We start from the raw sequence: 21,147 nt of genomic DNA, 5'->3' as shown, positions 1-21,147 counted from the left end.
GACAGGGCTGGGGTGTAAACCTATAATACCGCCAATTTCTCAACCCCCCATTCACTCACGCTTTGAGAATTGCCACTATGGAAATACTGAGAGGCTCACCGGCCTTATCCGGTTTCAGAACCCGGGCCCTGGTTCGCCGCGCCCAGCAGCTAAATCTGCCGCTGGCCGCCATCGAAACCGAATATGTGCACTTTGTTGCGCTGAACGCCAACCTCGAGGCCGACAGTCGACAAACCCTGAGCCAGCTGCTCGACAGCCCCGCTCAGGGCATTACGCCCGCCGCCGGCAGTCTGCTGGTGGTCGTTACCCCCCGTCCCGGCACTCTTTCTCCCTGGTCCAGTAAAGCCACCGATATCGCGCGTAACTGTGGTCTGACTCAGGTCAAGCGCATTGAGCGCGGCATCTCCTATTATCTGAGCTTCGAGCGTACTCCCAGTGCCGCCGAAGTGGATGCGGTCACGGCCATGCTGCACGATCGTATGACCGAAGTGACCCTGGATACGCTGGAAGATGCCAGTTGCCTCTTTGCTGAAGCAGAGCCGGCGCCGGTGACTGCGGTAGATATTCTGGCCGGTGGCCGAGACGCTCTGGCCGAGGCCAACGTGCGCATGGGGCTGGCACTGGCCGAGGACGAAATCGATTATCTGTTTGACGGTTTTACCGCCCTGGGCCGTAACCCCAACGATATCGAACTCTACATGTTCGCTCAGGCCAACTCCGAGCATTGTCGCCACAAGATTTTCAATGCCGACTGGACCATCGACGGTGTCGATCAGCCCAAGTCGCTGTTCAAGATGATCAAGAACACCTTCGAGCAGACGCCCGAGCATGTGCTGTCTGCCTATAAAGACAACGCGGCCGTAATGACCGGTTCAACCGCCGGTCGTTTCTTTGCCAACGCCGAGTCTGGCGAATATCGCTACCATCAGGAAGATATTCACATCCTGATGAAGGTGGAAACCCACAACCACCCCACAGCCATTTCACCTTACGCGGGCGCGGCCACCGGCTCCGGCGGTGAAATCCGTGACGAAGGTGCCACCGGTCGCGGTTCCAAGCCCAAGGCCGGTCTGGTGGGCTTCAGCGTCTCCAACCTGAAGATACCGGGCTATGCCCGCCCCTGGGAACAGGACTTCGGCAAGCCAGAGCGTATCGTGAGCCCTCTCGACATCATGATCGAGGGTCCCCTGGGCGGTGCGGCTTTCAACAACGAATTCGGTCGTCCGGCCCTGCTTGGTTACTTCCGTACCTTTGAAGAGAAGGTCTCCAGCTTCAACGGCGAAGAAGTGCGCGGCTATCACAAGCCCATCATGCTGGCTGGTGGTCTGGGCAACATTCGTGGCGAACACGTACAGAAGGGCGAGATCACCGTCGGTGCCAAACTGGTGGTGCTGGGTGGCCCGGCGATGAACATCGGTCTGGGCGGTGGTGCCGCTTCCTCCATGGCCTCCGGTCAGTCGAGCGAAGACCTGGATTTTGCCTCGGTACAGCGGGACAACCCGGAAATGGAGCGTCGCTGTCAGGAAGTGATCGACCGTTGCTGGGCCATGGGTGAGAACAACCCTATCCAGTTTATCCACGATGTGGGCGCGGGCGGTTTGTCCAATGCCATGCCCGAGCTGGTCAACGACGGTGGCCGTGGCGGTCGCTTCGAGCTGCGTAATATTCCCAACGACGAGCCGGGCATGAGCCCGCTGCAAATCTGGTGTAACGAGTCCCAGGAACGTTACGTGATGTCGGTGGCGGACGATCGCATGGCCGAATTTGAAGCCATCTGTCGCCGCGAGCGCGCGCCTTTTGCCGTGGTCGGCGAAGCCACCGCCGAGCCGCATCTGAGCCTGCACGACGAACATTTCGACAATCAGCCCATCGACATGCCGCTGGAAGTGTTGCTGGGCAAAGCGCCCAAGATGCAGCGTGATGTCACTACGGCCCAACACCAGAGCCCGGCGCTGGAGTTAAGCGGTATCGATCTCAAGGAAGCGGCCGAGCGGGTCATGACACTGCCGACCGTGGCCGACAAAGGCTTCCTTATCACCATCGGCGACCGTACCGTCACCGGTCTGGTGGCACGGGATCAGATGGTTGGTCCCTGGCAGGTGCCGGTGGCTGATTGCGCCGTGACCGCTGCCGCCTTCGACACCTATGCCGGTGAGGCGATGTCGATGGGCGAGCGGGCCCCTGTGGCCCTGCTCGACTATGCGGCCTCGGCCCGGTTGGCGGTGGCGGAAGCCATCACCAACATCGCCGCCACCGACATCGGTGAGCTCAAGCACATCAAACTGTCCGCGAACTGGATGTCTGCCGCCGGTCACCCCGGTGAAGACGCCGGCTTGTATGAAGCGGTCAAGGCCGTGGGCGAAGAGCTGTGTCCCGAACTGGAACTGACCATACCCGTGGGCAAAGACTCCATGTCGATGAAGACCCGCTGGCAGCAAAACGGCGAAGACAAGGCGGTTACCTCCCCGATGTCTCTGGTGATCACCGCCTTTGCCAAGGTAAACGACGTGCGTGCCACCGTCACGCCCTGGCTGCGCAGCGATTTGGGCGATACCGACCTTATCCTTATCGATCTGGGTAACGGCAAGAACCGTCTGGGCGCCTCGGCTCTGGCGCAGGTATATCGTCAGCTGGGTGACAAGCCGGCCGATCTGGACAGCCCCGAAGCGCTGAAAGGCTTTTTCTACGCGATTCAGGCCCTGATCGCCGACAACAAGTTGCTGGCCTACCACGACAAGGGCGACGGCGGCCTGTTCGCTACCCTGGCGGAAATGGCCTTCGCCGGTAACACGGGGCTGGATATCGAGCTGGACCTGTTGGGTGCCGATCGCCTGGCGGTGTTGTTCAACGAAGAACTGGGTGCGGTCGTGCAGGTTCGCCGCGAAGACAAGGAAGCGGTGCTGACCTGTCTGGCCGGTCATGGCCTGGCTGCCTGCAGCCATGTCATCGGTCAGCTGAACCAGGACGACCAGCTGCGCTTTTTCTTTGCCGGTGAGGAAGTCTATGCCGAGTCCCGCACCGAGCTGCGTCGTCTCTGGTCCGAGACCAGCTACCGGATGCAGGCCCTGCGCGACAACCCGGACTGCGCTCAAAGTGAGTTCGACGCCAAGCTTGAAGCGGGTAACCCCGGCCTGTCGGTCTCGCTCAGCTTCGATCCCAAGGAAGACATAGCCGCACCCTTTATCGCCAAAGGCGTGCACCCACGCATGGCCATACTGCGCGAGCAGGGCGTCAACTCCCATGTGGAGATGGCGGCCGCCTTCGACCGCGCCGGTTTTGCCGCCGTCGACGTGCACATGAGCGATCTGCAAAGCGGGCGCTACCGGCTGGACGAGTTTGCCGGCATGGTTGCCTGTGGCGGCTTCTCTTACGGTGACGTACTGGGCGCCGGCGGCGGCTGGGCCAAGTCGGTGCTGTTCAATGAGGCGCTGCGGGCTCAGTTTGAAGCCTTCTTCGCCCGTGAAGACAGCTTTGCCCTGGGCGTCTGTAACGGTTGTCAGATGCTGTCTCGCCTGCGGGATCTGATCCCCGGTGCCGCTCACTGGCCGGACTTCGTCCGCAACACCTCCGAGCGCTTCGAGGCCCGTTTCAGCCTGGTGGAAGTGCAGGAGTCACCCAGCCTGTTCCTGTCCGGCATGGCCGGCTCTCGTCTGCCCATCGCCGTGTCTCATGGTGAAGGCCGGGTGCAGACCCTCAATGCCGACATTAACGCCATCGAGGCCAGCGGTACCGTGGCTCTGCGTTTCGTGGACCACCACGGCCAGGCCACTGAGCGTTATCCCTTCAACCCCAACGGCTCGGCCAACGGTATTACCGGTCTCAGCAACCAGGACGGTCGGGTCACCATCATGATGCCGCACCCGGAGCGGGTATTCCGCACCGTGGCCAACTCCTGGCATCCGGATGGCTGGGGCGAAGACGGCGGCTGGATGCGCATCTTCCGCAACGCCCGTAAAAACCTCGGTTAAATCGTAAATAACCTTTGATATTAAAAAGCCCGCATAATATTGCGGGCTTTTTATTTCTCGTTTGAGTCTATATGATGTCACAGTATTAAAAATAACCGCCCCCAGAATCGGCTTCGCGGTACAGACCTCGGCGCCTGCCAATATCATTTATTCAAGCAGCAGAACACAGATATGGATCACAGCAATGTGTTATGGACAACGTCGGCTGACTGGCACCAGATCGGTCCGGACCGGCTGCGGGAGCTGGCCGACCGCTCGCTGACCCTGGCCCGGGAGATCATGCAGCATACCCGAGAGGGAATAGTGGTGATGGACGGCCGCGGCCGGGTAGTGGGAGTCAATCCCGCCTTCTGTCGACTCAGCGAGCTGAATGCCGCCGATATCGAGGGTTGTCATATCACCGATATCAACGAGGAATTGCACGATCGTCGCTACTATCGGGAAATCTGGCAGCGGCTGCAACAACAGGGGAACTGGCAGGGAGAGGTACAACATCATACCCGTGAGGGGCGATTAGCCACCCACCGACTGATGTTGCACCTGATCCGGGACAAGAGCGGACGAGTCAATCATATTATCGGTATCCTGGACGACATCAGCCGGCTCCGGCGTTCGGAAGATCAGCTTAGCTATCTGGCACATCACGATATTCTGACCGGTACCGCCAACCGTGCTCTTCTGCTGAGTTGGTTCGGCAAGATCAAAGCGGCCTTGCAGCAAAAAGAGCAGCTGGCCCTGCTGTTTATCGACCTCGACCGCTTCAAGCCGATCAACGACAGCTTCGGCCACGGGGTGGGCGATCAGCTGCTCAAGGCGCTGGCCGTCCGACTGCAGGAGCAGGTTGGCCCCAATGAACTGGTGGCGCGCATCGGTGGTGACGAATTCGTGATGATATGGCGCGGCGCCATGACGGAACAGGCACTGATGGACAAGGCCGGCAAGCTGCTGGAACGGATCGAGGCGCCGGTGCAGGTTGAAGACCACAAGCTGAGCGTGGGGGCCAGCATAGGCGTCAGCCTTTATCCCGACCACGGAGTCGAGCTCGAGACCCTGCTGCGCTATGCGGATACCGCCATGTATGAGGCCAAGACCTATAGCAAGACCCGAGTCTGCCTGTTCGACAGGGCCCAATTTGCCCGGCTGGAACTGCAGCAATGGCTGGCCGGAGACTTGCCCCGGGCCATAGAGGGCCAACAGTTGTATCTGGAGTACCAGCCCTCTCTGGTACTGGGCAGTCATCGATGGAACAGCCTGGAGGCCTTGCTGCGCTGGCGACACCCCGAGCTGGGTGTGCTCTACCCGGCGCAGTTTTTACCGGCCGTCGGGGCGGCGGGTCTGTGGAATCGGCTGGCCGACTGGGTGTTTGACGAGGTGGTGCGACAGATCCACTGCTGGCAGCAGGCTCATCAGTGGCAAGGGCGGGTCAGCATCAACCTGAGCGGCCTGGAGCTGGAGCAGCAGCGGGCCGAGCAGTGGCTGGCGCAGCTTTCACGACAAGGGGTGAGCCCCGAGCATATCATTCTGGAAGTGCGTAGTGACTTCATGATGCGCCGCAGCGAGTCTCTGCAGGGCGTACTGAACCGTTTCAGGACCGCCGGCATGGGGGTATACCTGGATAATGTCGGAGAGGGGCGATTCAACTTCGGCAAGCTCCGGCAGCTGCCGATAGATGGCATCAAGCTGGATCGCAGCCTGCTGTCCGCACATTTCGATGTGCTGGATCAGTCGGTGATTCGCTCACTGCTGCTGCTGGGCAAGTCGCTGGACATAGCGGTGATCGCCTGCGGGGTAGAGACCGACGAGCAGATGCGCTTTCTGCACCAATATGGCTGCGGTGCGGCCCAGGGCCGATTTCTTGCGTCTCCCATGAGCCCGAATGAACTGAATACCATCTATTCGTCGCGAACGAATTAGCGATCGCCACGGTCCATTATTCGATACCGCGCAGCAACAGCTGCCCCGGGGCTATCTCCAGGCTCAGCACCTTGTCTTTCAGCTGGCGCTGAAAGGGATCTGTGTCATCCAGGGTATAGACCGGATACTGGGATAAATAACTTGCGAGTCCCTGCAGCAGCAAGGGGAGCATCATGCTGGCCTGAGGCGAACTGGTCTGTTGATTCAGCCGATAGCTGATCAGTTTGAACTCGTCCAGAAACAAGGCGCCCTGCTCACTGTCATAGCGGGGGCGGGCACTGAAGTCGCCCTCGATATCCCACTGACTGCGTTGCTGTCCCTGTTGCATCGATAGTATCCCCTGTCCCAGCACCCGAGCCTTGTCTGCTTCCTGGCGGCCCAGCTCGACACTGAGCTTTTTCAGCTCGATCCCTGCCGACAACCAGGACCCGAGAGAAAAGGGAAACTCTTTGCCAAGCTGATGGTTAAGCTCCTGGTTGAGTTGTTGCTCGGTCAGGGTCAGGCTCTGTGCCGAAGCCAGACCGCTTACCCCAAAGGCAATTAAAAAAAGTATAATTTTCATCAGTCTGTATCCCTGTCTCGGTTTTCTGTACCTTAGGGCCGTTGACCAAGTCAACAGACCCTAACTAGTCTGCACCGTCCCGCTTTAAAGGAGCAAGGCATTTTTGAGTGATTATATCTATACGCTGCTCGGTTGGTTGCTGTTTGCAGCCCATACCAGCCTGGTGGTCGGGGTTACGCTCAGGGTCATCATGAAACGCCGCCCAGTGGGGGTATCTCTGGCCTGGCTGGCATTGATTTATGCCATTCCCATTCTGGGAGTAGCAACCTATATCCTGTTTGGCGAGGTGCGTCTCGGGCGCAAGCGCGCAGATCGGGCCAAGGCCATGTACCGGCCCTATGCGGACTGGATCAACGTGCTGGTGGCGCGCTTTCCCGGCCAGGAGTTCGAGGTCAGCGATCCGGCCCGGCCTATCTATGAGCTGGTCAAGGCCCGGCTCAATATGCCGATGCTGAGCGGCAACGGCATGACGCTGTTGCAGCAGCCGGGCGAGATACTGGCGGCGCTGCAGGCCGACATTCGGGCGGCGCGCAGCTCCTGTTATCTGGAATACTATATCTGGTATCCCGGTGGCCGGGCCGACGCCATCGCCTTCGAGTTGATGAATGCGGCCCGCCGGGGCGTCGACTGCCGGTTGTTGCTGGACTCGGTCGGCAGCGCCGACTTCTTTCGCAGCCACTGGCCGCGCCGGCTGCGCAAAGCGGGCGTCAAGGTGGTGGAAGTGCTGCCGGTGGGGGCCTTCCGGCTGTTGTTTGAGCGTCAGGACTTGCGCATGCACCGCAAGCTGGTGGTCATCGACGACGATGTGGCCTATACCGGCTCCATGAACCTGGTTGATCCGGCCTGTTTCAAGCAGGATGCGGGCGTGGGGCAGTGGGTCGACATCATGCTGCGCATCCGGGGGCCCATAGTGCCCATCTTCTGGTCGCTGTTCGTGTGGGACTGGGAAATGGAAACCGGCGAGCGACTGCTGGAGCAGCTGGAATATCACCCCATCAGCTGTCTGGATAACCAGCTCAAGCTGCAACTGCTGCCCTCGGGCCCCTTCATGGGCGGCGATGCCATTCAGCAGAGTCTGCTGACCGCTATCTATCAGGCCCGGCGACGGCTGGTGTTGATCACCCCTTACTTCGTGCCCGACGATCCTCTGGTGGCGGCCTTGTGCTCGGCGGCGGACCGGGGCGTAGAGGTACAATTGGTGTTGCCGGCCAAAAACGACTCGCGCATGGTCAACTATGCCTGCAACGCCTTCTTCGACGAGCTACTGCACGCGGGAGTAGAAATTCACCTGTACGGCGCCGGCCTGCTGCACACCAAATGCGTGCTGGTGGATCATCAGTTTGGATTGGTGGGCACGGTGAACCTGGACAAGCGCAGCCTGTGGCTGAATTTTGAAATGACATTACTGGTGGACGATGGCCAGGCCATGGGTGAGTTGTTGAACCTGGCCGACAGTTACCTGAGCGATGCCCAGCCGGTGTCCTGGCTGGAATGGCGCAAGCGACCGCTGCGCCAGCGCATAGCGGAAAACCTGTTCTACCTGTTGAGTCCGCTGCTTTAAAAGCAGGGAATGGGGACTAGGGAATGGGGACTAGGGATTTGAAGTCCCCAGTCCCTGATCCCGAGTCACCGCTTTACTGTCTGTAATGCTTGAGGAAGCGGGCGAGGCGGCCGATGGCATCTTCCAGCTCTTCTACCCGCGGCAGCGTTACCAGGCGGAAATGATCTGGTGTTGGCCAGTTGAAGCCGGTGCCCTGTACCAGCAGCATCTTTTCTTGCAGCAACAAGTCATAGACCATCTTCTGATCGTCCTTGATGTTGTACATCTTCGGGTCCAGCCGGGGGAACATGTAGATGGCGCCCTTGGGTTTGACGCAACTCACGCCCGGGATCTCGTTAAGCAGTTCCCAGGCTCTGTCTCTCTGCTGGCGCAGTCGGCCGCCGGGCAGCACCAGCTCGTTGATGCTCTGATAGCCGCCCAGCGCCGCCTGAATGGAATGCTGCATGGGGACGTTGGCGCACAGCCGCATGGACGACAACATCTCCAGCCCTTCTATATAGCCCTTTGCCTGGTGCTTGGGACCGCTCAGCATCATCCAGCCCTGGCGGAAGCCGGCGGCACGATAGCTCTTGGACAAACCGTTGAAGGTGGCGACCAGCACATCGTCACAGAGGGTGCACACCGAGTGGTGGGCCACATCGTCATAGAGGATTTTGTCGTAGATTTCATCGGCGAAGATGATGAGCTTGTTCTGGCGGGCGATTTCTATCACTTCCAGCAGAAACTCGCTGCCGTAGACGGCGCCGGTGGGGTTATTGGGGTTGATCAGCACTATGCCCCTGGTGCGCGGGGTGATCCTGGACTTGATGTCGTCCAGATCCGGATACCAGTCGGCCTGCTCGTCACAGAGGTAGTGCACCGCCTTGCCGCCGGACAGGGTCACGGCGGCGGTCCACAGCGGGTAGTCGGGTGAGGGCACCAGAATTTCGTCGCCGTTGTTCAGCAGCGCCTGCATCGCCATTACGATCAGCTCCGATACCCCGTTGCCGATATAGATATCGTCCAGATCCGTGGTGCGCAATCCCTTCTGCTGGTAATACTGCATCACCGCCTTGCGCGCCGAGAACAGCCCCTTGGAATCGCAATAGCCCTGACTGGTCGGCAGATTGACGATGATGTCTTTCAGCAGCTCTTCCGGCGCATCGAAGCCGAAGGGCGCCGGGTTGCCGATATTGAGCTTGAGGATCCGATGGCCTTCGTCTTCCAGGCGGCGGGCTTCTTTGTGAACTGGTCCGCGAATGTCGTAACAGACGTTGTCCAGCTTGTGCGATTTTTCTACGGAATACATGGGTACTGACGGCCTCGGATTACGCACCAGCCTGGGCTGTGACCGGCAAGCAAAGTACCGCTCGGGCAGCATGGGGTTCATGCGCCGTGGGCAAAAAAGCTATCCGGGAGCCACCGGCCGGTTAAGACTAGTGATATGTTCCATGATGAGACTTTGTAGCCAGGATGAAAAGAGTAATCAGCGACTTGTGACGAAAAAAACAAGGGATCGTGAGGAGTGAGAAAACAAACACCAGGTTCAGGCCGAATTTTCTGCGGATGGCGCTGTCTTGTTCCCTCCCCTTTAACACAGTGTCGGCAGAATAATGCCGGCGTGCAACGCAAGGGGAGGGTGAGGGTGGGGTTTCTGTCGGTTTCAGGGTTTGGTGTTTTTCTTCCACCCCTCACTGTTTTTAAATTTACTGAAACAGTCCCAGATGCGCCTTGGCGTGGGCTTCAAATTCGGTGTAACCACCGATGTGCTGCTGATCCAGAAAAATCTGCGGTACGGTTTCTACCGGCTTGCCGACGGTTTTTTCCAGGTCTTCTTTGGAAATGCCTTCGGCATGAATGTCGACGTAACGGAAGTTAAAGTCATCACGCTCTTCGGTCAGCTTTTCTGCCAGCTCTTTGGCACGAACACAAAAGGGGCAACCGGGACGACCAAAAATCACTGCAAACATGGGTTCTCTCCTGACTGATTGATAGAGCACAGTATAAAGACGGTGCTCTCGTTATATAAATCGTTAGTTTGTTGCTGATTGATTGGTTTTAACAATGGGTTCTTGTGCGACCACCGACTCCAGCCATCGGCGTTCGAAACGTCGGGCGGGCCATTCTCCCTGACCGGCGGCAATGTTCTTTTCATGTTGTGGGCTGATCGACAGGCCGTTCTGCAGCAGCACGAAGGCCTTGCGTTGGCCGTCGTCGGTATCGATAAAGCCGACCAGATTCTGCACATGGGCTATGGTGCCGGTTTTGGCCATGACTTTGCCCTTGAGGGCGGGGCCGAGCACGCTGCGACGATAGCGCAGGGTGCCGCTTTCACCGCTGACCGGCAAGACGTCCATCAACCAGTTGGCGCGGGGATCCTGTGCCATCACCAAAAGCACAGCCAGCAGATCCTCGGCGCGCAGCAGATTGTGGGAAGACAGCCCGGAGCCATCAGCCAGCCAGGACGGGCCGAGATCGATACCGGCCTCTTCCTTTAGAATGTCTCGCACTGCCTGAGTGCCGTTGCGAAAGCTGCCGGGCTGCTGAAAATGCTCGGCGCCCAGGGTGCGCAGCAGGCTGTCCGCATAGAGGTTATCGGAATGTTCCAGTATCTGTCGGCTCAGCTCCCGCAGCGGGGGAGAGCTGTGATGAGCCAGCGCAGGCCAATCGTTGGCTTCGATACGGCTGTCCAGGATGCCGCCAGACACCCGAACTCCGGCTTGGCCCAGAGCCCAGCGTGTCAGCTGCTCACCCCAGGCGTCCACATCCTGAATGGCAAAGCGCAGGGGCCAGGGATCCTGGCGCGGGCCGATACAGCCGGTAAGGCGATACTGGTTGGGCGGGCTCATTTCCACTTCCAGCTCACAGAAGCGGCGCTTCTGCTCTGCACGACTCAGCACCTCGACCTTGGCACTGACCTTGACCGGCTGATGAGCCGGCACGGTCGCGCGGGCCGGTTGATCCGGGCGGGCGTAAAGCGCGCCCTGCACGCAGTTGCGGTCCAGGATCAGTGCCGATACCGGCGAGGTGTAGCAGACGCTCAAGTCGTTCCACGACCAGCCGTTGCCGCGATCGTAGCCGCCGAAACGTATCTGATTCAGTAGCACATTACCGCTGACCTGACGCACACCGGCGCGCTTCAGCAGATCCCGCAGCTGCTCTCTGGTTAACGAGGGATCGCCGACGAAGTCGATCAAGAGATCGCCGACCAGCTTGCTGTTTTGCAGCTTGCCCCGGTAGCGGACCTGGGTCTTGTAGCGCCAGTCCGGCCCCAGCGCCAGGGCGCCGGCCAGGGTGGTGACCAGCTTCTGGGTCGAGGCCGGTTTCAGCAGCAGCTGTGCATTGTGGGTCGATTCTATGTGTCCGGTGGTGGCGTCGGCCAGTATCCAGGCCGCCTGACCGTGTTCCGGCGGAATGGCCGCCTTGTTTATTTCCTGCGGAGCAACCGAGTGGGTTTCCTGCGGCGCAATCGCCTGAGCGGAGATGCTGAAGATGATGGCGGCAAGGCCGGTTAAATAACGATTCATGATTCTCTTTTTAACGTCATGGGCTTCTTAAAGTGAGTGGGCGGTTCTGAACCGGCCCTGATAATCGAACAGGGTTTCCTTTATTCGCCAGCCGCGCTTGTGGCTTCTGGCAATCACGAAGTCCGGGTGGCGAAAGCAGGAGGCAGAGGCCACCACCTCGGCCAGCGAGGTAAACTCCGGCTCCAGTCCGGGGGCCGGCCAGTGCGGGCGAACAAATTCCAGAAAAAAACGACCGCGTTTACCCTTGTTGTCGAAAGCATACCATTGCTGCAGCTCGGTTCCATCCTCGTCGTGATAGGTGACCTTCAGTGCCGGCCCGAACTTTCCGCTGGCTTGTGCCAGGCTCAGACCCGCGCAGCGCAGTACCAGCGCATCCTTGAGCGCCAGCGCCTCTTTCAGCTTCTTGTCCGGATCGACCAGCAGGTGACTGCAGTCGTTGCACTCCCGGGCGGCAATGTCGTTTTCCGCCAGGCACTGGGGGCAGGACTTGAAGCGAAAGCGATAACCGCAGGGCTCGCCAAGCCCCCCCTCGTCATCTTCGAACAGGCCCTGGCAGCGCCGACCGAAGTGCTCCAGCACCCGGCCTTCATTGTCGGTCTTGCCCCAGAAAATATTGGCGAAGCCGCAGGCGGGGCACAGCACCTGTATCTGGGTGGTATCCGGGTGGGGGCGGGGCTCGCCCACGTCCGGTGCGAAGATATCCATGTTGTTGCCGGCGTAATCCAGTACCAGGCAGTTGGTTTTATCCGGACTGAGGCGCAGGCCCCGGCCGATGATCTGCTGATAGAGCGCCACCGACTGGGTAGGCCGCAGCAGGGCAATCACATCCACATGAGGGGCATCGAAGCCGGTGGTCAGTACCGAGACGTTGACCAGAAACTTCAGCTCCCGCGCCTTGAAGCGGCGAATAATGGCGTCCCGCTCCGGCCCCGGCGTCTCGCCGGTGATCATAGCGGTTTCTTCTTTCGGCAGCAGGCCGGCTACCTCGATGGCATGGCGCACCGTGCTGGCAAACACCATGACCCCGACCCGGTCGACGGCGTAGTCCTGAATCTGCTGCACTATGTGCGGCGTCACCCTGGGCTGGCGCGCCAGCTCCTTCTCCAGCTGTTGCTCGGTAAATAGCCCCTGTTCATAGAGCCGGGAAAAGTCGTAGTGCACCACGGGGGCGTCAATCAGTTCGGGCCGACAAAGATAGCCCTGCTTGATCATCAGCCGCAGCGGCAGTTCGAAGATGCAGTGCTTGAAGAAGCGTTTCGAGCGGCTGCGCACCATGCCGTGATAATGAGTCTGATAAATCCAGCCGAGCCCCAGCCGATAAGGGGTAGCGGTCAGCCCCAGCACCTTGAGCCGAGGGTTGGAGTGACGCAGGTGCTTGATCACCCGCAGGTACTGACTGTCGTCGTCATCCGACACCCGGTGACATTCGTCGATTACCACCAGGCTGAAGTTCGAGAAATGGTTCAGGTTACGCGCCACCGACTGCACAGAGCCGAACACCACCTGGGTATGGGCCTGTTTCTGGCCGAGACCGGCGGAGAAAATCGCCGCCTGCTGACCGTAACTCTGGTACTTGCCGTGGTTCTGCTCCACCAGCTCCTTGACGTGCGCCAGCACCAGTACCCGGCCGCGGGCGATGCGTGCCAGCTCGGCGATCACCAGACTCTTGCCGGCACCGGTAGGCAGCACCAGCACCGCCGGCTCGTTATGACGACGAAAATACTCAAGGGTGCGATTCACCGCATCCTGCTGATAGGGGCGAAGGGTAAACACCTACTTTCTCCAATGCTGGGCAGATGCTGGGCAGATGCTGGCAGGATGCAATAAAGCCGACCATCGGCGGCAGGGATGCCGCCGTTGAGCATACATGGATGTACTTGCTGCGTGTCGGCGTATTGTGCCTGCCAGCATCGTGCATCTGCAGCATCTTGCACACGTCAGGCCTCACATTTGTCCCGGAATAAGGTATCTTTAGCGTCTATCCGAGAATAACCGAGGCAAACATCTTTATGATCATCAAACCCAAGGTCCGTGGCTTTATCTGTACCACCACCCATCCGGTCGGTTGTGAGGCGAATGTACGCGAGCAGATCGCCTACGTCAAAGCCAAGGGCCAGCTTGAGCAGGGTCCCAAAAAGGTACTGGTGATCGGCGCGTCCACCGGTTATGGTCTGGCTTCCCGCATCAATGCCGCCTTCGGCAGCGGTGCCGCCACCATCGGCGTTTTCTTTGAAAAGCCGGCCACCGAGAAAAAGACCGGCTCCGCCGGCTGGTACAATGCCGCCGCCTTCGACAAGGTCGCCAAGGAAGAAGGTCTGTACGCCAAGAGCATCAACGGCGACGCCTTCTCCAACGAGTGCCGTGATCAGGTCATCGAACTGATCAAACAGGATCTGGGCCAGATCGATCTGGTCGTCTACTCCCTGGCGTCACCGGTACGCAAAATGCCCGACTCCGGTGAACTGGTGCGTTCCGCCCTCAAGCCTATCGGCGAATCCTACAAGTCCACCGCCCTCGATACCAACAAAGACGTTCTGGTAGAAGCCGTGGTCGAACCGGCCAACGAGCAGGAAATTGCCGACACCATCAAGGTGATGGGCGGTCAGGACTGGGAACTGTGGATGAACGCCCTGAGTGATGCCGGTGTGCTGTCCGATGGCGCCAAGTCCGTGGCCTATTCCTATATCGGTACCGACCTGACCTGGCCGATTTACTGGCACGGCACCCTGGGCAAGGCCAAGGAAGACCTGGACCGCGCCGCGCACGCCATCGATGCCAAACTCAAGACCAAAGGCGGCAACGCCCATGTGGCTGTGCTGAAGTCTGTGGTCACCCAGGCTTCCGCCGCCATTCCTGTGATGCCGTTGTATATCTCCATGGCCTTCAAGATCATGAAAGAGCAGGGCATTCACGAAGGCTGTATCGAGCAGATCCAGCGTCTTTTTACCACCCGTCTGTACAGCGGCGAGCAAGCGCCGGTAGACGAGCAGAACCGCCTGCGTCTGGACGACTGGGAGCTGCGTGATGAAGTACAAAACGCCTGTCGTGAAATCTGGGCTCAGGTACAGGACGACAACATCTATCAGTTGACCGATTACCAGGGCTACAAGGACGAGTTTCTGCGTCTGTTCGGCTTCGGTCTGACCGGCGTGGATTACGATGCCGACGTGAGTCCCGAAGTCAGCTTCGAGGTGATTGAACTGGCCTGAGTCTGAGACTCTTTATCCGATAAAAGCCCCTGCCGGACTTTCCCGGCAGGGGCTTTTTTATTGTGTCCGTTTGCCGGTAAGAGGGAGCGTGAGTAAAGTGATAAGAACGTCAACCGTATCGGGAGGTTTCATGAAGACCAGTATGACATTGAGCACTTTGCTGTTTACGGGCTTGCTGGTGATGGCGCCGCTCACGGCTCAGGCACAACCACCGGAAGGCAAGGGGCCGGACAAAGCTCCCGGCAAGCAGAAAGAGCTGAAATGGAGTAACGACGAGCATCGGGATCAAAAGCTGGAACGCCGCCAGGATGATGATCACGACCGGGTGTATCGGCATGAACACGAGCGTGAACGTGACCGGAGGGGAGACAGACGTTATCCGGATGTCGATGAAGTCGCGCTGCGCCACATCTTTCGTGAGCATAGTGACTGGTTACATCAGGATGACCGGTATGATGCACTGCCGCCGGGTATCAGAATGAACCTGCAGCGGGGCAAGCCGCTGCCACCGGGTATTGCCAAACGCTTCGATCCCCGCCTGCGCGAACGGCTGCCCTACTATGAAGGATACGAATGGCGGCGAGCCGGCGACAAGGCGATACTGGTGGATTTGGCCACCGACAATGTTCGTTTTATTCTGGAAAGCATCTTCGACTGAGTCAGCCCTCTTTGTCGGCGGAGACGTCAGGCATGCGCCACCCGATTTTTGCCGGCTCCGTCGGTGAGCTGGGTGGCCATGATTGAGCATACTGGAAGTATATCGGCGACGGAGGCCAAGCATTTGGGTTAATAGTCACCCTATAATGAACAATGACAAATAATCATAATTGGTTGAAAAATGAACGAATTTTTCTCTCTGGGGCGATGGATGCCGGGCTTGGTTGCCCTGCTGGGATACCAGCGGGCCTGGTTGTTGCCGGATGTGCGGGCCGGGGTATCCGTGGCGGCGGTGGCGCTGCCGGTGGCCATAGCCTACGCGGAGCTGACCGGCGTCGGGGCTGTGGTAGGGCTCTATTCCTGTATTCTGCCGATGATTGCCTATGCCCTGTTCGGCTCATCCCGCCAGCTGATCATCGGGCCCGATGCCGCCACCTGCGCGGTGATTGCCGCCGTGGTCACGCCGCTGGCGGCGGGAGACCCCGCTCGCCACTGGCAACTGGTCATGACCATGACCGCCATGACCGGCGTCTGGTGTCTGATTGCCAGCCGCTTAAAGCTGGGAGTGCTGGCCGACTTTTTATCCAGGCCCATTTTGATGGGGCTGCTGAACGGGGTAGCCATTACCATTATTGTCGGTCAGCTTTCCAGCGTGTTCGGCTTTACCTTCGCCCAGACCGGTTTGATAGAGCGATTGCTAGCGGCCCCCGGTTATGTGTCTCAGATCCATACTGCGACCCTGAGCATCAGCCTGCTGACGCTGGTGGTCATGCTGCTGAGCCGGCGTTTTCGGCGCCATTGGCCCAGCTCCTTACTGGGTCTGGCCGTCGCCGCCACTCTGCTGTGGGGGCTGGAACCCTCACGACTCGATGTGGCGGTGGTCGGCTCCTTGAGTGGCGGATTTCCCCAGCTGCAGATCCCCGAATTCCCCCCCGGACTGATACGGGAGCTGGTGTTGCCGGCCCTTAACCTGGCCATGGTGAGCTTTGTATCCATGATGCTGACCGCGCGCAGCTTTGCCGCCAAGAACGGCTACGATATCGATGCCGACAAGGAGTTCCGGGCCCTGGGTTTTGCCAACCTGGCCTCGGCGGTATCTCAGGGCTTTGCCATCAGCGGCGCCGACTCACGCACCGCGGTGAACGACGCCAACGGCGGCAAGAGTCAGCTGGTGTCTATTGTGGCGGCCCTGGTGATTGCTGTGGTGACCTTTTTCCTGACCGCGCCGCTGCAGTATATTCCTACCGCCGCCCTCGGCGTGGTGCTGATCATGGCGTCATTGTCGCTGACCGATTTCAGGGGCCTGTGGGCACTGCGCCATTCGGACAGCTCGGCCTTCTGGCTGGCCTGGGTTACCTTCGCCAGCGTGCTGTTCATGGGGGTGATCCCCGGAATTACCCTGGCGGTGCTGCTGGGCTTGTTCCAGTTTCTGCGCAATGTCATGCGCCCGACCGATCAACTGATGGGCATGAACGACGAAGGGGTGGTGCACACCCTGGGTCATAACGAAGAGGTAAAGGCCATTACCGGGGTGCTGATTTACCGCTTCAACTCACCGCTGACCTACTTCAACGCCGCCTATTTCAAGCGTCGGGTCTTGCTGCTGTTGGGTGGAGAGGCTCATCCGCCCAAGTGCCTGATCATCGACGCGGTTTCCTGCTTTACCCATCAGGACATCAGCGTGATGAGCATGGTGGGCGAGCTCTATAAAGAACTGAAACGGCGCGGGGTACACATGGTGATGGCGGGCCGACGGGGTCAGATGACTCACTGGCTGAAACAGGCGGGCATCCGGGTGGGAGACGAAGGCATTCTGGTGTATCCCGACCTGTATCAGGCCCTGCGTATTACCCGCCATCATTGGGCGCCGGAGCCCAATGATGTCAGCGCAGATAACGAGGCTGATAACCGGTCCGAAGCACCTGAAGCAGAGGCCGGCACCAGATTAAAGATGCAGTCGGAAAAGCCGAAGTCTACCGGTACCGGTTTGAAAATGCAGATGGCGGAGCCTGAGCCCGTAATGTCCATACTCGAAGTCCGGGGCGAGGAGCCGGTGGTATCAACAACGACGATCTTCAACCCGCGGGATCTGCCCCGATGGCCATAGGGCAGAGTCGACTATTGTGGCTGCCCCCTCCGGCAGTGGTGGCGCTGGCAGTGTTGTTGATGTGGCTGACCGCGCAGCAGGCGGCGGTCTGGACACTTCATTTTTACGGACAACAGCTGATATCGGTATTATTGCTGTTGGTGGGGCTGGGCCTGATGGTGCTGGCGGCCGGCGCATTGTACCGGGCCAACACCACAGTGCTGCCGTTCAACCCCGGCAAGACCTGCCGTCTGGTGACCGGCGGCATCTTTCGTTATTCGCGCAACCCCATTTATCTGGGCGATCTCTTGTTGCTGCTGGCCTGGGCTGTCTGGTTGGGCAATGCCCTCAGCCTGCTGTGGCTGCCGCTGTTTATCGGTTACATGAATCGGGTGCAGATAGGGGCTGAAGAAAGGGCGCTGACGGCCAGATTTGGTGCCGAGTATCTCGACTACTGCAGTCGGGTTCGGCGCTGGCTTTAGGGCGGGGTCCGACACTGGCTGAGAGGCGGTCGGACTTGCGACCCTCAGCCGGCAACTTTACACTGGCCGCTTTTCATCATAGATCCTGCCTGAGCAGGGCACAGCAAGAGAGCTCCGACGCCATGAGTGAAGACAACGGCGCTACCCGCCTCAATAAATTCATCAGCGAAACCGGCATCTGCTCCCGGCGCGAAGCCGACCGGCTGATCGAGCAGGGACGAGTCACCGTCAATGGCGACGTGGCCGGCATGGGCGTCAAGGTTACCGACGCCGATCATGTGACCGTCAACGGCAAGCCGCTGCGGGCCAAGCCGAAGGCCGTGTATCTGGTCTATAACAAGCCGATTGGTATTACCTGCACCACCGACAGGGCCATTCCGGAAAACATCGTCGATGCGGTCAACTACAAGGCGCGGATCTTTCCCATAGGACGGCTCGACAAACCCTCCTGCGGCCTGATCCTGCTGACCAACGACGGCGATATCGTCAACAAGATCCTGCGGGCCGGCAACGCCCACGAGAAAGAATACATCGTCTCGATGGACAAGCCGATCACCGACGATTTTGTCGCCCGCATGAGCGCAGGGGTACCGATTCTCGATACCGTGACCAAACCCTGCAAGGTCAGAAAAGTCGGGCCCAAGACCATCAACATCATACTGACCCAGGGTCTGAACCGGCAGATCCGCCGCATGGCCGAATATCTGGGTTTCAGTGTAACCAGCCTCAAGCGGGTACGGATCATGAATATCGACCTGGGCGGGCTGAAGTCCGGCCAGTGGCGCGAAGTCACGGCCCAGGAGCTGGCGCTGATCAACAGTATGGTCGGCGACTCAAGCAAAACCGAAGAAGCATCCAGGCTCGAGCAGCCCAGGGCTGCCCGCCAGGGTCCGCGGATCAAGGACAAACCGGCGACGGCCAGCCGTGGCAAACCGGCCAATGCCGGTAGCGGACGCGATCGACGGTCCGGCCCGGCCGGCACTGCCCGGCCCGGCTCTCGTTCAAGCTCCCGGCCCACAGCCCGCACCGGCGGCAAAAAGCCCGGGCGTTAATACGTAGCCTGCAGCTGGCGCCGAACATGCTGCAGTAGCCCCTCCCTAACCCTCCCCTTCGCGTTGCACCCCGCAGGCATTCTGATGGTGTGAAATTAAAGGGGAGGGAACTGACATAGTGCCAAGCCTGCAGCTGGCGCCGAACTGCTCCTCCCCCTTGGCAGCGGGGCTGCAGATATGACTGCGGGTTTTCCCCAGGGGGAGGCGGGGTGGGGGTGTCATCTAGCAGACCGGGGCCGTGTTCGTCGCCCGTTAATCGCCAAACCGGATCAGGTGAAAATGTTTCTTGCCTCGGCGCAGTACCAGATAGCGCTGGTGCAGCAGCGACAATTCAGGCGTGTCGGTGGTGACCGCATCGCCATTCACCGCGATGGCGCCGTTGGCTATCAGCTCCCGGGCCTGACGCTGCGAGCCGGCCAGAGCGCAGTCTACTAATAACCGGCTCAAGGCTGGTAACCGGCTCGGGGCTGCTAATTGACTCAGTGTGGATAGTTGCTCGGTGCCTTCAATGCGGGTCTGGGGGATGCCGTCCTGCTCCAGCTGTTCGAACTCGACCAGACTCAAGTGACTGAAATCCCCCGAGAACAGCGCCTGACTGATGTGTTCCGCCGCCGCCAGAGCTTCTTCGCCATGCACCAGCATCGTCAACTCGCGGGCAAGCCATCGCTGGGCCTCGGGACGACCACCAGTGGCCTGGTCGATATGCTCGATGGCGTCGATTTCCTCCACCGACCGCAGGCTGTAGTAGCGCAAGAAACGGTACACATCCGCATCGCTGGTATTGAGCCAGAACTGGTAGAAGGCATAGGGCGAGGTTCTGGCCGGATCCAGCCAGACGGTGCCGGTTTCGGTCTTGCCGAACTTGGTGCCATTGGCCTTGGTGATTAGCGGCAGGGTCAGCCCGAATACTTGCTGCTGATTGAGCCGACGAGTGAGATCGATGCCGCTGGTGATATTACCCCACTGATCGTTGCCGCCGATTTGCAGGGTACAGTCCTGTTCCCGGTTTAGCACCGCAAAGTCGTAGGACTGCAGCAGAGAATAGGCAAACTCGGTGAACGACAGACCCTGGTCGGGCCGGGCCAGACGCTGTTTGACCGACTCTTTGGCAATCATGGCGTTCACGGAAAAGTGCTTGCCTATATCCCGCAAGAAGGCAAACAGGTCCAGCTGACTCATCCAGTCGGCGTTGTCGAGCAGACGCACTCGCTCGCGGTCATGGTCGGCATCAAGCAATCGGCTTATCTGTTGTTTCAGATCGCTCACCCATTTCTGGACGGTATCGGCGTCGTTGAGGCTGCGTTCGCTGGCCTTGAAACTGGGATCGCCAATCATGCCGGTGGCACCGCCAATCAGCGCCACCACCTTATGCCCGGCATCTCTGAACCGGCGTAGCATCAGCAACGGTACCAGATGACCGATATGCAGACTGCCGGCGGTGGGGTCGAAGCCGCAATAAACCACCCGGCGCTGGCCGTTGAGGTGAGCGGCGAGGGTGCCGGCGTCCGATTGCTGGGCGATCAGGCCGCGCTGTTTCAGCTCTTGCAGCAGCGGGTTGTGTGCATGGGGCTCTTGTAACGGGGACTCGTGTAAATCAGGCATAGGGAGCTCTTGCTAGCAAACAAAACCTCATCCTGACCCAGGCGGGGGATTCTTTCCTATGTCCTTTTTGGGATAGTTCGGGATAATAATCCGTTCATGCAACCATCAGGTCGAACAAAGGCTGGAACTTATGTCCGAATCGGATCAGCAAAAGTACGAACAGGCGCTGGCGCAGGCGATTTCTGCCCTGGGTACGGTTGCCTTTCCGCGCCGGCTGGCGGCACTGGTCGCCACCCGGGTGGCCGCCGACTGCACCCTGATGCTGGGCTATCGACGCGGCGGGCCGGCCATTTATCTCTACGACAACCTGCGCCACCGACGCGACTTGCTGTTTCAGCAGTATTTGAGCGGAGTCTACGCCGACGATCCCTTCTATCGGGCGTTGAGCAGTGGCCTGAATGAAGGCGTCTATTCGCTGCGCTCCCTGGTGGCGGAGCAGGGCATGGGCCCGCATTATATGGCCGGTTTTTATGATGCCACCGGCTGGCAGGAAGAGTTGGGGCTGGTGGTGGCGCTGGGGGAAGGCAGTGGCTGACGCTGTTTCTCGG

General features: G+C 59.5%; 14 protein-coding genes and 1 pseudogene. 9 read left to right on the top strand and 6 right to left on the bottom strand.

What is annotated here, in order from left to right; translation table 11 throughout:
• Positions 1-77: 77 nt before the first annotated feature.
• Positions 78-3,968: a phosphoribosylformylglycinamidine synthase gene (gene purL / locus UN63_RS02935; RefSeq protein WP_104485288.1), complete on the top strand. Its 3,891-nt coding sequence runs from the start codon at positions 78-80 to the stop codon at positions 3,966-3,968.
• 171 nt (positions 3,969-4,139) lie between these two features.
• Positions 4,140-5,882, top strand: a complete 1,743-nt coding sequence (locus UN63_RS02930) for a putative bifunctional diguanylate cyclase/phosphodiesterase (RefSeq protein WP_104485287.1) — start codon at positions 4,140-4,142, stop codon at positions 5,880-5,882.
• A gap of 16 nt (positions 5,883-5,898) precedes the next feature.
• Here UN63_RS02930 and UN63_RS02925 read toward each other — a convergent pair whose 3' ends face one another.
• On the bottom strand, positions 5,899-6,444 hold the full coding sequence (locus UN63_RS02925) for a YceB family lipoprotein (RefSeq protein WP_104485286.1): 546 nt from the start codon (positions 6,442-6,444) through the stop codon (positions 5,899-5,901).
• A 103-nt stretch (positions 6,445-6,547) separates the two neighbouring features.
• On the opposite strand from UN63_RS02925, the gene cls reads away from it, so the two are divergent.
• Positions 6,548-8,005 carry a cardiolipin synthase gene (gene cls / locus UN63_RS02920; RefSeq protein ID WP_104485285.1) on the top strand — a complete coding sequence of 486 codons (1,458 nt, stop codon included), beginning with the start codon at positions 6,548-6,550 and terminating at the stop codon, positions 8,003-8,005.
• A 73-nt stretch (positions 8,006-8,078) separates the two neighbouring features.
• Here the strand turns inward: cls and UN63_RS02915 are convergent, their stop codons facing one another.
• From UN63_RS02915 to radD, 4 genes are all read right to left on the bottom strand, one after another.
• Positions 8,079-9,293, bottom strand: coding sequence for a pyridoxal phosphate-dependent aminotransferase (locus tag UN63_RS02915; protein WP_104485284.1), 1,215 nt, complete (start codon positions 9,291-9,293; stop codon positions 8,079-8,081).
• 397 nt (positions 9,294-9,690) lie between these two features.
• Positions 9,691-9,954, bottom strand: coding sequence for a GrxA family glutaredoxin (locus tag UN63_RS02910; protein ID WP_104485283.1), 264 nt, complete (start codon positions 9,952-9,954; stop codon positions 9,691-9,693).
• A 63-nt stretch (positions 9,955-10,017) separates the two neighbouring features.
• Entirely contained in the window at positions 10,018-11,511 is a 1,494-nt protein-coding gene (dacB, locus tag UN63_RS02905) for a D-alanyl-D-alanine carboxypeptidase/D-alanyl-D-alanine endopeptidase (RefSeq protein WP_104485282.1), read from the bottom strand.
• Positions 11,512-11,538: 27 nt separating this feature from the next.
• A complete protein-coding gene (gene radD, locus UN63_RS02900) occupies positions 11,539-13,284 on the bottom strand; it encodes a DNA repair helicase RadD (protein ID WP_104485281.1) in 1,746 nt (581 codons plus the stop codon).
• A 236-nt stretch (positions 13,285-13,520) separates the two neighbouring features.
• Here radD and fabV point away from each other — a divergent pair, with 236 nt between their 5' ends.
• The 5 genes and pseudogenes from fabV (at position 13,521) to rluF (ending at position 18,997) form a co-directional block, all read left to right on the top strand.
• Positions 13,521-14,720: an enoyl-ACP reductase FabV gene (gene fabV, locus UN63_RS02895; RefSeq protein WP_104485280.1), complete on the top strand. Its 1,200-nt coding sequence runs from the start codon at positions 13,521-13,523 to the stop codon at positions 14,718-14,720.
• Between the two features lie 130 nt (positions 14,721-14,850).
• Complete coding sequence (locus UN63_RS02890) at positions 14,851-15,378, top strand: anti-virulence regulator CigR family protein (RefSeq protein ID WP_229793548.1); 528 nt, start codon at positions 14,851-14,853, stop codon at positions 15,376-15,378.
• Positions 15,379-15,558: 180 nt separating this feature from the next.
• Positions 15,559-17,233 (top strand): annotated as a pseudogene (locus UN63_RS02885) (SulP family inorganic anion transporter); the annotation flags it as partial.
• A 241-nt stretch (positions 17,234-17,474) separates the two neighbouring features.
• The gene (locus tag UN63_RS02880) at positions 17,475-17,945 is read left to right on the top strand and encodes a methyltransferase family protein (RefSeq protein WP_229793547.1); all 471 of its coding nucleotides are present in this window, start codon (positions 17,475-17,477) and stop codon (positions 17,943-17,945) included.
• Positions 17,946-18,067: 122 nt separating this feature from the next.
• Positions 18,068-18,997, top strand: a complete 930-nt coding sequence (gene rluF / locus UN63_RS02875; RefSeq protein WP_104485279.1) for a 23S rRNA pseudouridine(2604) synthase RluF — start codon at positions 18,068-18,070, stop codon at positions 18,995-18,997.
• Positions 18,998-19,249: 252 nt separating this feature from the next.
• Here the strand turns inward: rluF and tyrS are convergent, their stop codons facing one another.
• A complete protein-coding gene (gene tyrS, locus UN63_RS02870; protein WP_104485278.1) occupies positions 19,250-20,599 on the bottom strand; it encodes a tyrosine--tRNA ligase in 1,350 nt (449 codons plus the stop codon).
• 130 nt (positions 20,600-20,729) lie between these two features.
• On the opposite strand from tyrS, the gene UN63_RS02865 reads away from it, so the two are divergent.
• Positions 20,730-21,134 (top strand): hypothetical protein, encoded by a 405-nt coding sequence (locus UN63_RS02865; RefSeq protein ID WP_104485277.1) that lies wholly within the window; start codon positions 20,730-20,732, stop codon positions 21,132-21,134.
• Positions 21,135-21,147: the final 13 nt, after the last annotated feature.

It is taken from the genome of Oceanisphaera arctica, from assembly GCF_002936955.1.
GTDB classification, from domain to species: Bacteria; Pseudomonadota; Gammaproteobacteria; order Enterobacterales; family Aeromonadaceae; genus Oceanimonas; species Oceanimonas arctica.
This window is presented reverse-complemented; position numbering and strand designations above follow the sequence as displayed.

Bases quoted from the DNA above. Each gene is read 5' to 3' on its own strand.
- UN63_RS02880 (WP_229793547.1), top strand. From the start codon at position 17,475: ATGGCCATAGGGCAGAGTCGACTATTGTGGCTGCCCCCTCCGGCAGTG.
- rluF (WP_104485279.1), top strand. From the start codon at position 18,068: ATGAGTGAAGACAACGGCGCTACCCGCCTCAATAAATTCATCAGCGAA.
- purL (WP_104485288.1), top strand. From the start codon at position 78: ATGGAAATACTGAGAGGCTCACCGGCCTTATCCGGTTTCAGAACCCGG.
- UN63_RS02930 (WP_104485287.1), top strand. From the start codon at position 4,140: ATGGATCACAGCAATGTGTTATGGACAACGTCGGCTGACTGGCACCAG.
- UN63_RS02865 (WP_104485277.1), top strand. From the start codon at position 20,730: ATGTCCGAATCGGATCAGCAAAAGTACGAACAGGCGCTGGCGCAGGCG.
- tyrS (WP_104485278.1), bottom strand. From the start codon at position 20,599: ATGCCTGATTTACACGAGTCCCCGTTACAAGAGCCCCATGCACACAAC.
- fabV (WP_104485280.1), top strand. From the start codon at position 13,521: ATGATCATCAAACCCAAGGTCCGTGGCTTTATCTGTACCACCACCCAT.
- UN63_RS02915 (WP_104485284.1), bottom strand. From the start codon at position 9,293: ATGTATTCCGTAGAAAAATCGCACAAGCTGGACAACGTCTGTTACGAC.
- dacB (WP_104485282.1), bottom strand. From the start codon at position 11,511: ATGAATCGTTATTTAACCGGCCTTGCCGCCATCATCTTCAGCATCTCC.
- UN63_RS02925 (WP_104485286.1), bottom strand. From the start codon at position 6,444: ATGAAAATTATACTTTTTTTAATTGCCTTTGGGGTAAGCGGTCTGGCT.
- UN63_RS02910 (WP_104485283.1), bottom strand. From the start codon at position 9,954: ATGTTTGCAGTGATTTTTGGTCGTCCCGGTTGCCCCTTTTGTGTTCGT.
- UN63_RS02890 (WP_229793548.1), top strand. From the start codon at position 14,851: ATGAAGACCAGTATGACATTGAGCACTTTGCTGTTTACGGGCTTGCTG.